Genomic DNA, 11,952 nt, shown 5'->3' with positions numbered 1-11,952 from the left:
GTGGCGGAACCGGGGCGGGCGGCGGCGGTGCCACGGGCGGGGGAGGTGGGGGCGGCGTCAGCGGCGCAGGCGCGGCCTGCTCATTGGTGGGCGCCCAGAGCTCGGCCTCGACCGAGGGCTGGTCGCTGTCGCGCGGGTTGCGCACCGTCCACAGCAGGGCGACGACCACCAGCAAGTGGGCCGCAGCCGCCACGGTCCAGGACTTGGTCCGCGACGGAGGTTTGGGAGGGGCAAGCTGATCGCGCTCTTGACGAGGAGACATGGACACTCTTCTTACTGGCTGCCACCAGCCACTTGCAGGGCGACACGTTTGACACCGGCCTTCTGCAAGGTCGACATGGCATCGATCACCTTCTGGTAGGCCAGGTCCTTGTCCGCCACGATGAGCATGGCGCTGTCCTCAGGCGGGTTGTCCGCTTGCCAGGCCTTGGCCCGGTCGGCCAGGTCGCCCGCGGCCACGGCCTGCGTGACATTGCCGGTCTTGAGCTGGATCGAGCCGTCCTTGTCCAGCAGCACATGGGCGATGTTCTTGGTGGGCGGGCGCTCGCTCTTGCCTGCCTTGGGCAGGTTGATGGCGCCCGGCGTGAGCATAGGGGCGGTGACCATGAAGATGATCAGCAGCACCAGCATCACGTCGATGAAGGGCACCATATTGATCTCGTTGACGGTGCGGCGGTTGCGTTTTCCGCGAGAGGCGACGGCCGGCATGGCTGTTTCCTTTGTATTTAGTGCGCAGCGTGCAGCGGCTGGGCACCCAGGTTGCGCTGCAAGATGTTGGAGAACTCTTCGATGAAGGTTTCTTGCTGGCTGGCGATGCGGTCAATGCCGCTGGAGAAGCGGTTGTAGGCGGTGACGGCGGGAATCGCCGCGAACAGGCCCATGGCGGTGGCCACCAGCGCTTCGGCAATGCCGGGCGCGACGGTGGCCAGGGTGATCTGCTCCATGCTGGCAAAGCCGGTGAAGGCGTGCATCACGCCCCAGACCGTGCCGAACAGACCGACATACGGTGAGACCGAGCCGATGGTGCCCAGCAGCGACAGGCCCGATTCGATCTCGTCCATCTCGCGCTGGAAGCTCGCGCGCATCGCGCGGCGCGTGCCGTCGAGCAGGGTGTCGGGGTTGGTGATGTGGCGCTCGCGCAGTTTCTGGTACTCGCGCATGCCGCTGGCAAAGATGCGTTCCATCGGGCCGCAGGCTTTGACGTTGTGCATCGCGTTCTGGTAGAGCTCGTTGAGGCTGGAGCCGGACCAGAAGTCGCTCTCGAAGCTCTCATTCTTGTTCTTGATGGCTTTGAGCATGCCGACCTTGCGCAGGATCGTGGCCCAGCAGGCGACCGAGGCGGCCACCAGGATCAGCATCACGAGTTGCACCACCCAGCTGGCGTGCAAGACCAGGCTGGCAATGGACATTTCTTGGGAATTCATGAGATGGTTTGGATCAGGGATTGAGGAATTCTTGCCGGGCGCATGCTGAGGGCATCGACCCAGCCGATACGGATTGTGCCCTCACACAGCAGCTGAGGTGTATCTGTTGGTTGCTTCTGTTTTAAGAGCACGCGCTGCGCGATCTGCATCGAAGCGCGCCCCGCTTCTTGGAGCTCTGCCGTCACGATGAGTTCATCGTCCAGACGTGCAGGTTGTAAATATTTGATATGGGCTTCGCTGACCACAAACATGCCGCCCACCTGCTCGCGCAGGTGCTGCTGCTCCAGCCCGAGCGAGCGCAGCCATTCGGTGCGGCCCCGCTCCATGAACTTGAGGTAGTTCGCGTAGAACACGATGCCGCCGGCATCGGTGTCCTCCCAGTAAATGCGGATTGGGAACTCAAAGGCCATGGCTATCGCCTTTCAATGGGGCTTTATAGCGTGGCTGAAGGGTGGCGCTGCGCAGCACCCCTTGCAGAGGGGCTGGCAGTGGACAAGGCGCAGCGGTCTGCATCATCAGGCCAGCAGCTTGCGCAGCCGGGCAATGGCCTCTTGCAGCTGCTCCATCGAGTTGGCGGTCGAAAAGCGTACAAAGCGGCCGGTGTCATGGCTGCCAAAGTCGCGCCCCGGCGTGATGGCCAGGTGGGCCCGCTCCATCACCGCATAGGCAAAGTCCCAGGAGCCTTCAACGCCCAGCTTCTTGGCCGCCTGCGTGCAATCGGCCCAGGCGTAGAAGGCGCCATCGGGTGCGACCGGCACGGGCAGGCCCAGCGCTTCGAGCGCGGGGATGAAGTAATCGCGCCGGGCCTTGAACTCGGCGCGGCGGCGCTCGTACTCGGCAATGCTCTCAGGCGCAAAACAGGCCAGCGCGGCGTGTTGCGCAATCGTGCTGGCGCAGATGAACAGGTTCTGCGCCACGCGCTCGATCACCGGCACCAGGGCCTCGGGCACCACGGCCCAGCCCAGGCGCCAGCCGGTCATGTTGAAGTACTTGCTGAAGCTGTTGATCGAGATGATGTTGTCATCGATCGCCAGCGCAGTCTGGCCAAAGGCCTCGTCATAGGACAGGCCCAGGTAGATTTCGTCGATGATGGTCAGGCCGTCGCGGGCCTTGACCACCTCGTGGATGCGGCGCAGCTCCTGCGGCGCAATCGAGCTGCCCGTGGGGTTGGAGGGCGAGGCCAGCAGCACGCCACGGGTCTTGTCGCTCCAGGCAGCCTGCACCTTGTCGGCGCTCAGCTGAAAGCGCTCCTCGGCTGTCGTGGGCAGCAGCACGGCCTGGCCTTCTGCTGCGCTGACAAAGTGGCGGTTGCAGGGGTAGCTGGGGTCGGGCATCAGGATCTCGTCGCCGGCATCGATCAGCGACAGGCACACGAGTTGCAGGGCAGCCGATGCGCCGGCGGTGATGACGATGCGGCGCGCCGGCACATCGATGCCAAAGCGCTGCTGATACCAGTCAGACAGCGCCTGGCGCAGGGGCTCGATGCCCAGTGCCGGGGTGTACTGCGTGCGGCCTTCGCGGATGGCGCGGTCGGCGGCCTGCTGCACCAGCGGTGGTGCGGTGAAATCCGGCTCGCCGATGTTCAGGAAGATCATCGGCTCCGCGCTGCCCGCCACCTGGGCCGCCAGTGCCTGGGCGGCCTTGGCGACCTCCATCACATAAAACGGCTCAATGCGCTCGGCTCGGGTGGCGATTTTCATGGTCTTCAGCTTGGATCAGAGGACTCCCACAGCGTTGGCGGCATATGGGCAAGCACGGAGTGTGCTATCAAAAGTATAACTGGCAGCGGCTAAGCCCTTAGAAAAAACCGATGCCAGCGCGCAGGCATGGGCATCGGTTGTCAGGGCGATCAGGCCGCGTTGTTGCGGTCAGCAGCCACTTCGACGGCGCGCAAGCTCGGGGCCAGCGCGTTGAGCACGGCGTTCACATACTTGTAGCCGTCGGTGCCGCCAAATTCCTTGGCCAGCTCGATGCTCTCGTTGATGACCACGCGCCATGGGACATCCAGGCAGTGCTGGAACTCATAGACGCCAATCCACATGCAGGCATGCTCGATGGGCGAGATCTCTTCCATCTTGCGGTCCAGATGGGGGAGGATCTGCGCATTGAGCTGCTCGGCCGCCTCGATGCAGCCGTGCAGCAGGGCGTCGTAGTGGGCGGCATCGGCCTTGTGAAAGCCCGCCAGGTCGCGCGTGAACAGGTCGATCTCGGTGGCGCTGTTGCCGCTCAGGATGTACTGGTAGAGCGCCTGCAGTGCGAACTCGCGTGAGCGGCTGCGGGTGGACTTGGAGGCGGCCTTGCGCGCGCCGGTGGAGGTCAGACCCTTGCGGGCCTGGCGCGGAGGGCGCTGGCTGGAGGAGGAGTCGCTCTGGTCGTTTTCGTTCATAGTGTTTTCAGCAGATTGGCCATCTCGACAGCGACGATGGCGGCATCGCGCCCCTTGTCGGTCTGGCGGGCAATGGCCTGGGCTTCGTTTTCAGTGGTGAGGATGGCGTTGGCCACGGGGATCTGGAAATCCAGGCCGATGCGGGTGACGCCAGCGCCCGATTCGTTGGCCACCAGTTCAAAGTGGTAGGTTTCGCCGCGGATGATGCAGCCCAGCGCAATCAGCGCGTCGAACTCTTCGGATTCGGCCATGGCCTGCAGTGCCACGGGCACTTCGAGTGCGCCGGGTACTTTGACATGGCGGATGTTCTCGGCTTGCACGCCAATGGCGGCCAGCTCCTGCAGGCAGGCCTGGGCCAGGCTGTCGGTGATGCTTTCGTTGAACCGGGCCTGCACAATGCCGATGGCGAGCGCGCTGCCGTCCAGGTTGATGGCACTGCCTTTTTCTGCTCCAAACATGCTGCTTATTCCTTGTTGATGTATCCGGTGATCTCAAGCCCGTAGCCGGCCATGCTGGGCAGGCGGCGGGGCGCGCCCAGCAGGCGCATCTTCTGCACGCCGCAGTCGCGCAGGATCTGGGCGCCGATGCCGTAGGTGCGCAGGTCCATGCGGCCCCGCTCGGGTGCTTGCGCAGCGCGCGCCTTGCCGTCGAACTGGCGGATCAGCTGCGAGGCGCTTTCATTGCAGTTGAGCAGCACGGCCACGCCGCAGCTTTGCTGCTGCAAATAGGCCAGGCTCGCGTCCAAGGTCCAGCTGTGCATCGCGCGGCCGGTCTCGAGCAGGTCCATCACCGACAGCGGCTCATGCACGCGCACGGGCACATCGCTGTCCGTCTGCACGCTGCCCTTGACCAGGGCCATGTGCACCGCGTGGCTGGCATGGTCCTGGTAGAGGTGGGCGGTGAATTCGCCATGCGCCGTTTGCAGCGGGCGGCTGCTGATGCGCTCGACTAGCGATTCGTGGCGGCTGCGGTATTCGATCAGGTCGGCAATGGTGCCGATCTTGATGCCGTGCTCGGCGCAGAACAGCTGCAGATCGGGCAGGCGGGCCATGGTGCCATCGTCCTTCATCACTTCGCAGATGACGGAAGAGGGCGAGCAGCCCGCCAGGCGCGCCAGGTCGCAACCGGCTTCGGTATGGCCGGCACGCATCAGCACGCCGCCGTCCACCGCCTGCAGCGGGAAGATATGGCCGGGCTGCACCAGATCGCTGGCCTGGGCATTGGCGGCCACAGCGGCCTGCACGGTGCGGGCGCGGTCTGCGGCAGAGATGCCGGTGGTCACGCCTTCGGCCGCCTCGATGGAGACGGTGAACGCGGTGGACAGCGGAGCGCCATTGTTGGCGGTCATCTGGCGCAGCTGCAGGCGCTCGCAGCGCTCGCGGGTCAGGGTCAGGCAGATGAGGCCCCGGCCCCACTTGGCCATGAAGTTGATGGCTTCCGGGGTGACATGGTCGGAGGCCAGCACCAGGTCACCTTCGTTCTCGCGGTCGGCTTCATCGACCAGAACGACCATGCGGCCAGCGCGCATCTCGGCAACAATGTCCTCCACCGGAGAGATCGGCGCAGGGGTCAGGGGGCTGCTCATGGAATGCCTTTAAAGAACTTGTGTCGTGTCTGCGCGCAGATCTGCGGCGCGTGAGACAGTAAAACCCCAATTTTAGACCAGCTGCTCCCCGGCTGGGCGGCTTTGGCGCTTCTGGGGACTGGCGCAGCGGGTCAATACTCGCCACGCATCAGCACCACATTGCCATCCGGATAGGCCACGCAGGGCAGGATGCAGCCCGCTTCCTTGTCCTCGGCGCTGAGCCCGGGCCATTCAATCTCGTAGTGCACACTGCCCGATTTCAGGCGGCCCACACAGGTGCGGCAGGTGCCATTGCGGCAGGAGCTGGGCCAGTCCACGCCGCCTTCTTCCAGCGACTGCAGCAGCGGCGTGTCCGCCCAGGCATCGACCTGGATATCTTCGTTGTCGATCTGGGCGTTGTAGAGCTCGGGGGTGATGGGCATGGGGTAGGGATCCTGAAGGCCATATCAAAACCATAGCTGCCCAGCCAAGTGTGGTAAGCACTGCTGCCAGGTAGCAAAGATGAGGCCAGTTTTGCTGAAATTGCGGGCAATGTAACACGCGGCTAATAAAAACATGGGCTTAGCGGGTTAAATGGCCCGCGATGCGCAGTTATCCACATGGTTGTTCAGCCATTTTCGGGATAACCCTAGCGCGGCGCTGGCCGCAGCCCTGCATTGTCGCCCCCGCGTCTGTCGCCCAAGCGGCGCGCAAAGCAAATGTGAACACGTACAGTGCGAATGCATCCGGGGCTGCAAGCCTCTTCCAACATTGGGCGGCACAAGCGCCCGCATGGTGTAAAGGTGCGAACGTATGGGTTTGGATTTCAGCGACAAGGTAGCGATTGTGACGGGGGCCGGCGGCGGGCTGGGGCGTGAACATGCGTTGGCGCTGGCCCGGCGCGGGGCCAAGGTGCTGGTCAATGACCCGGGCGGCGCGGTGGACGGGCAGGGCAACTCGTCAGCGGCCGAGAAGGTGGTGCGCGAGATCGAGGCGCTGGGCGGCGTTGCCATGGCCAGCCATGCCTCGGTGACCGACTGGCCGGCGGTGCAGGCCATGGTGGCCCAGGTGGTCGAGCGCTGGGGCCAGGTCGATGTGCTGGTCAACAATGCCGGCACCTTGCGCGACAAGAGCTTTGCCAAGATGGAGATGGACGACTTCCGCGCCGTGCTGGAAGTGCATCTGATGGGCAGCGTGCATTGCTGCAAGGCCGTGTGGCCCTTCATGCAGGCAGCGCACTACGGCCGCATTCTGGTGACGACCTCGTCATCGGGCCTGTTTGGCAACTTTGGCCAGAGCAACTATGCCGCCGCCAAGATGGCACTGGTGGGCCTGATGCAGACCCTGGCGCTGGAAGGGGCCAAGTACAACATCCATGTGAATGCGCTCGCGCCCACGGCCGCCACACGCATGACCGATGGCCTGCTGGCGCCCGAGATGCTGCGCGCACTGCGGCCCGAGCTGGTGAGCCCGGCCATGCTGGCGCTGGTGCATGAGAGCGCGCCGACACGGGCCATCGTCTGTGCAGGCGCTGGCAGCTTCGAGGCCTCGCACATCACGATGACGCGCGGGCTGCACCTGAGCGCCGACAGCGTACCGGTCGACGAGATGGATGCCCACCTGGCCCAGCAATGGGCCGAGCTGACCGACCGCCAGGGCGATATCGTGCCGGACAACGGTTTTGTGCAGGGTGACCTGGAAATCCGCAAGGCCCAGCAAAAACTGCACTAAGGCGCTGGCCCGCGCTGGGTGTTGGGCCTGGTCCCCCGGTGCCCTGGTGCCGGGCTTTTTTTGCGGTGCAGAAAACAACAGCGCGGGCGATCGCTACACGTTCTTACCAAGGCGTGCTGCGGAGATCGGGCTAAATCCCGAAGCCCGGTCAGGCTGAGCGTGCAATACTCTGCCAGTCGCCGGGCAACCTGCTATCGTGCAGCCCGGCTTAGACAAGAACAACGCAGATGAACCATATCCAAGAACGCATTGATGCCATCGGCACCCAGCGCCTGCTGGGCATTGGGCGAGGCATCGAGAAAGAAGGCTTGCGCGTGACCGACGAGGGGGCGCTGGCGCTCACGCCGCATCCGGCCGCTTTGGGCTCGGCGCTGACGCACAGCAGCATCACGACCGATTTCAGCGAGTCGCAGATCGAGATCATCACTGGCGTGCACCAGGGCGTGCAGGCCTGCCTCGATGAGCTCTCCGAGGTGCACCAGTACGTCTACCAGGTTCTGCAAGCCAATGACGAGCGGCTGTGGATCTCGAGCATGCCTTGCTCGCTGCCTTCGGACGAGACCATTCCGCTGGGGCGCTATGGCACCTCGCACATTGGCCGCTCCAAAAGCATCTACCGCATGGGCCTGGGCCACCGCTATGGCCGCCGCATGCAGACCATCTCGGGCATCCACTACAACTGGTCGATGCCAGGCGTGAGCAGCGAGGCCTATTTTGGTCTGATCCGCAATTTCCGCCGCGAAGCCTTTTTGCTGCTTTATCTCTTTGGTGCGTCGCCCGTGCTCTGTCCTTGCTTTGTGCAGGGCCGCCCGCACCAGCTGCAGCCGCTGGGCGATGGTCAGGGTGCCCTGCACCTGCCCCATGCAACCTCGCTGCGCATGGGGCGCCTGGGCTACCAAAGCGATGCCCAGGCCTCGATCAGCGTCAGCTACAACGACCTCAAGGGCTATGCCGATTCGCTCTATGGCGCCTTGACCCAGCCCTATCCAGCCTATGAAAAAGTGGGTGTGATCAACCCGGGCGGTGAGTACAACCAGCTGGGCACCAGCCTGCTGCAGATCGAAAACGAGTTCTATGGCACCATCCGCCCCAAGCGCACGGTGCAGCGCGGCGAGCGCCCGCTGCATGCGCTGCGCGAGCGCGGTGTCGAGTATGTCGAAGTGCGCTTGATGGACATCAATCCGTTTGACTGCATGGGCATCTCGGCCCCGACGATGCGCTTGCTCGATGTCTTCTTGCTGCACTGCCTGCTGAGCGACAGCCCACCCGATTCGCCCGCTGAAATCGCCGAGATGAAGCACAACCAGCACATGGTGGCCGAGCGCGGCCGCGAGCCGGGCCTGAACTTGCAGCGCCAGGGCAAGGAAGTGCTGCTGACCGACTGGGCCCAAGAAGTGCTGCAAGCCTGCCAGCCCATTGCGGCGGCGCTGGACCAGGCCCATGGCACGCAGGACTACAGCCAGGCGCTCCAGCAATCCCAGCGTCTGCTGGCCCACCCGGAACAAACACCATCGGCCCAGGTGCTGGCGGTGGTCAGCGAGCAGTTTGGCACCTCGTTCAAGGCCTTTGGCGCCGCCCAGTCGCAATGGGCCCGCGAGCAGACCCTCGCCCGCCCCTGGAGCGATGCGCTGACGGCCAAGTACCAGCAGCGTGCGGCCGAGTCGATCAAGGCGCAAAAGGACATGGAAGCGGCGGACACGGTGCCCTTTGAAGAATGGCGCCAGTGCTATATGTCTCCCGAACACCTGGTCGTGTCTTGATAGACCTCGTGCCCTAGAGCCCGCTGCTGCGGGCTTTTTTGTTGCTGGCACGCTGCAGCGGTCGGGGGCAGAATGCAAGCGTTTGCAAGAAGCTTTGCGCTTCTGTTTTGATAGCTGCCCGCGTTGGCTATCATTTGTCCGACATCTTTGGGTGTTGATTTCTCGTATTGTTCTGCCATGGCGCACTTCTCTTCCGACCGCAGCTGGCGCACGTTCAAGCGTGGCCTGCTCAACCACTATGTGCTCAACGGGCTGGAAGTGGCGCTGGGCCTCTTTCTGGTAACCACGCTGGTGCAACTGATCTGGGGCACGCAGCATGCGGCGGCGGCCTCGGTCGGGGTCATCGTCACCATCGTGGTCGACAACCCGGCGCCGCGCCGGGGCAAGTTCTGGCGCATGCTGCCTGCGCCCTTGCTGGGGGCACCGCTGTTTTTCATGGTGCAGCTGATGCACCAGCACCTCGTGCTGCTGGGCCTGGTGGCCGTGCTGTCGACCTTTCTGGGCTTTTTGTGGATGGCCTGGGGCAAGCGCGGCGCGCCGATTGCCATTGCGGTGGTGCTGGCCATGGTGCTGGGCATGTCGGTGCCCAAACCGGCCGAGGGGCAGCTGCTGGCCGCAGCGGCGGAGTCGACGATGTTCTTCAGCATTGGCGCGGGCATGTTCCTGGTGTATGCGGTCATCGCCAACACCTTGCTCAATTTCCGCTACCGCGTGCAGTTCATCGCCGATACCGTGCTGTCGCTCGCTGCCCTGATGCTGGAGCAGGCACGCATGGTGCTGCCCGAGGCGGCCCGCCATGTGGGGCTGGAAGGGGAGTCGGTCGATGGCGAGGCCTATGGCGACAACCTGGCCGACCGCAATTTTGGCAAGTTCTCGCGTGGCGGCGCACCCCAGCAGCACATGGGCCAGCTGATGGCCCGGCACGCAGCCTTTGCCGACCAGCTGCAGGCGGCCCGCGACATTGTGCTGGAGAGCCCGCGCACGCCGCGCCGCCAGCGCCTGGCCGGCATGCTGATGCAGATGCTGGAGATCCGCGACCACCTGCTCGCCTGCGAGCTGGACCTGGAGCATTTGCGCAAGTCGCCCGAGCAGGCGCCGATGCTGCTGGCCCAGCAGGCCATGCTGCGCGCCCTGGCGATGGAGGTGGTGCACCTGGCCGACAGCCTGCTGCTGGGCCGCAAGCCCCGCGCGATGAGCAACCTGGACGCCTTGCTGCGCCCCATGCAGATGGCCAGCAAGCTGCCCGCGCAGCGGCTCGAAGAATCGCTGCCCGACCACTACGACACGGACGTCTCGCCCCAGGCGCTGTCACGCGAGCTGAGCGAGCGCATTGTGCGCATCCATGAAGAGGTCAACCGCTTGATCGGCCTGGGCCGCGACGAGGTCGAGCCCGATCTGGCCGTGGTGCGCGCCAGCTGGCAGATGTTTGTCAGCCCGACTGCCTGGTCCTGGACGCCGTTCAAGGGCCTGATGAGCTGGGATGCGCCTCCGCTGCGCCATGCGATCCGCGCGGCGCTGGCCATTGCGGTGGGCTACCTGGTGGTGCAGGTGCTGCCCTGGAATGCCCATGCCTACTGGGTGCTGCTGACGATTGTGGTGGTGCTGCGCGGCAGCCTGGCGCAGACCCTGGAGCGGCGCACGGTGCGGGTGCTGGGCACCTTGCTGGGCTGCGTGGCGGCGCTGGCGATTTTGTCGGCGCATCTGTCGCCGCTGGGTTTGATTCTGTGCCTGACCCTGGCCCAGGGCGTCTCGCACGGCTTTGCGCTGCGCCGCTACCTGTTCACCGCGATGGGCGCGACGGTGCTGGGCCTGGTGCAGGCGCATATGCTGCATGCCGGGGGCAGCACCACCTTCCATATGTTCGAGCGCGTGGTCGATACCTTGATCGGCACCGGCATTGCCTGGGCCTTTGCCTATGTGCTGCCGTCCTGGGAGCGCTCGCAGCTGCCGGCGCTGGTGCAGCGGGTGCTCAAGGCCCAGGCCGCGCATGCCAGCACGTCGCTGGCGGTGGACCAGTTGCAGGCCGTGGACAATGCGCCCGAGCTGGCCTGGCGCCTGGCTCGGCGCGAGGCCTATGACAGCCTGTCGGCGTTGGTGCAGGCCGTTGACCGCTCGCTCAAGGAGCCGCGTGCCGTGCAGCCGCCGCTGCAGGCGCTGGAGCTGTTCCAGGCCCATTGCTACCAGCTGCTGGGCCAGATGTCTTCGGTCAAGATCATGCTGATGATGCGCCGGGGCCAGACGCCGTCGCCGTTTGCGGTGCAGCAGCTCCAGGATACCGCTGCCACCATCGATGCCTGCCTGCTGCAGGCGCCGCCGTTGCCGGCTGCGGGCGATGCCGAGGCCCAGCGCCCCGCCAAGATGCCGGCGCCCGAGCGCGTGCCCGGCCCGGAAGACCGCGACCAACTCATTCCCTGGCTGATGCGGCGCCTGGCCACGGCGCGCATTCTGGCCGGCCAGCTGCAGCAGGATGCGGTGCAGATCCGCCAGCTGCTGGCGCGCGAGGAGACCTTGCCGCCTGTGCAGGCAGAACCGACTCAGGCGCAGTCCACATGAGCGTGAAAAAAGACGGAGGGCTTAGGACTGCAGCGCCTCCAGCGCGCATTCCTGCCAGTACATCGCCGCGGCAAAAAAACCTTCCCAGACGCAGCCATTGCAGCCCCGGCCGCAGCAGGTCGTCGGCGCAGCCGGGGGCTCGCGCAGGCTGATCTGCCGGGCGCTGGCGCTGGCCTGCAGCGCGGCAAAGCACTGGCGTGCCTCGCGCAGGCTGCCCAGCGGCTGGACGCTGAGGGCGGCAGCGTTCACTGCTCGGGCCGGGGCGGCACGGCCTTGCGGCGCAGGCCAAAGCGCAGCACAAAAGCCGCGCCCAATACCAGGGAAAACCAACCCACTGCCGGGGCCTTGGCGAAAACTCCCTGCACAATATCGCCCTGAGCGACATAGGGCGAGACTACGATCACCAGCCCTATCAAGACCAAGATGATGCCTTTGATGAGCAGGTCCTGATCGGATTTGCGCTGCGCATCCCACTGGCGTTGAGATAAAGAAGACATGGCAGCATTATCCGGCACAGCGCGCCTGCGTGCGCAC

Annotated in this window: 13 protein-coding genes and 1 pseudogene; 3 read left to right on the top strand and 11 right to left on the bottom strand. The window is 65.0% G+C overall.

The window, feature by feature from the left end; genetic code table 11:
- The 9 genes and pseudogenes from WH367_RS16835 to WH367_RS16795 all read right to left on the bottom strand — a co-directional run.
- Positions 1-262, bottom strand: a pseudogene (locus WH367_RS16835) (cell envelope integrity protein TolA); the annotation flags it as partial.
- 11 nt (positions 263-273) lie between these two features.
- A complete protein-coding gene (locus tag WH367_RS16830) occupies positions 274-708 on the bottom strand; it encodes an ExbD/TolR family protein (protein ID WP_021027304.1) in 435 nt (144 codons plus the stop codon).
- 17 nt (positions 709-725) lie between these two features.
- Positions 726-1,424: a protein TolQ gene (tolQ, locus tag WH367_RS16825; protein ID WP_021027305.1), complete on the bottom strand. Its 699-nt coding sequence runs from the start codon at positions 1,422-1,424 to the stop codon at positions 726-728.
- The gene (gene ybgC, locus WH367_RS16820) at positions 1,421-1,834 is read right to left on the bottom strand and encodes a tol-pal system-associated acyl-CoA thioesterase (RefSeq protein ID WP_339536974.1); all 414 of its coding nucleotides are present in this window, start codon (positions 1,832-1,834) and stop codon (positions 1,421-1,423) included. Before ybgC ends, tolQ begins: the two co-directional genes overlap by 4 nt.
- 105 nt (positions 1,835-1,939) lie before the next feature.
- Positions 1,940-3,124 carry a pyridoxal phosphate-dependent aminotransferase gene (locus WH367_RS16815; protein WP_339536973.1) on the bottom strand — a complete coding sequence of 395 codons (1,185 nt, stop codon included), beginning with the start codon at positions 3,122-3,124 and terminating at the stop codon, positions 1,940-1,942.
- A 149-nt stretch (positions 3,125-3,273) separates the two neighbouring features.
- A complete protein-coding gene (nusB, locus tag WH367_RS16810) occupies positions 3,274-3,810 on the bottom strand; it encodes a transcription antitermination factor NusB (RefSeq protein WP_021027308.1) in 537 nt (178 codons plus the stop codon).
- Positions 3,807-4,268 carry a 6,7-dimethyl-8-ribityllumazine synthase gene (gene ribH, locus WH367_RS16805; RefSeq protein WP_339536972.1) on the bottom strand — a complete coding sequence of 154 codons (462 nt, stop codon included), beginning with the start codon at positions 4,266-4,268 and terminating at the stop codon, positions 3,807-3,809. The genes nusB and ribH overlap by 4 nt, the downstream gene beginning before the upstream one ends.
- Before the next feature lie 5 nt (positions 4,269-4,273).
- Positions 4,274-5,395 (bottom strand): bifunctional 3,4-dihydroxy-2-butanone-4-phosphate synthase/GTP cyclohydrolase II, encoded by a 1,122-nt coding sequence (gene ribBA, locus WH367_RS16800; protein WP_339519120.1) that lies wholly within the window; start codon positions 5,393-5,395, stop codon positions 4,274-4,276.
- A 131-nt stretch (positions 5,396-5,526) separates the two neighbouring features.
- The gene (locus WH367_RS16795) at positions 5,527-5,817 is read right to left on the bottom strand and encodes a 2Fe-2S iron-sulfur cluster-binding protein (protein WP_116924442.1); all 291 of its coding nucleotides are present in this window, start codon (positions 5,815-5,817) and stop codon (positions 5,527-5,529) included.
- A 370-nt stretch (positions 5,818-6,187) separates the two neighbouring features.
- Here WH367_RS16795 and WH367_RS16790 point away from each other — a divergent pair, with 370 nt between their 5' ends.
- The 3 genes from WH367_RS16790 to WH367_RS16780 all read left to right on the top strand — a co-directional run bounded on the left by WH367_RS16790 (position 6,188) and on the right by WH367_RS16780 (position 11,418).
- Positions 6,188-7,105 (top strand): SDR family NAD(P)-dependent oxidoreductase, encoded by a 918-nt coding sequence (locus WH367_RS16790; protein WP_312986755.1) that lies wholly within the window; start codon positions 6,188-6,190, stop codon positions 7,103-7,105.
- Between the two features lie 227 nt (positions 7,106-7,332).
- A complete protein-coding gene (gshA, locus tag WH367_RS16785) occupies positions 7,333-8,865 on the top strand; it encodes a glutamate--cysteine ligase (RefSeq protein ID WP_339536971.1) in 1,533 nt (510 codons plus the stop codon).
- 177 nt (positions 8,866-9,042) lie between these two features.
- Positions 9,043-11,418, top strand: a complete 2,376-nt coding sequence (locus tag WH367_RS16780) for an FUSC family protein (RefSeq protein WP_339519124.1) — start codon at positions 9,043-9,045, stop codon at positions 11,416-11,418.
- 21 nt (positions 11,419-11,439) lie between these two features.
- Here WH367_RS16780 and WH367_RS16775 read toward each other — a convergent pair whose 3' ends face one another.
- On the bottom strand, positions 11,440-11,667 hold the full coding sequence (locus WH367_RS16775; protein ID WP_339536970.1) for an oxidoreductase-like domain-containing protein: 228 nt from the start codon (positions 11,665-11,667) through the stop codon (positions 11,440-11,442).
- Positions 11,664-11,915 (bottom strand): hypothetical protein, encoded by a 252-nt coding sequence (locus WH367_RS16770; protein WP_021027316.1) that lies wholly within the window; start codon positions 11,913-11,915, stop codon positions 11,664-11,666. Before WH367_RS16770 ends, WH367_RS16775 begins: the two co-directional genes overlap by 4 nt.
- Positions 11,916-11,952 lie beyond the last annotated feature (37 nt).

It is taken from the genome of Comamonas sp. MYb21 (assembly GCF_037479395.1).
Lineage (GTDB): Bacteria > Pseudomonadota > Gammaproteobacteria > Burkholderiales > Burkholderiaceae_C > Comamonas.
Note: the sequence above shows the minus strand (reverse complement) of the source record. Positions and strands in the feature narration are given on the sequence as shown.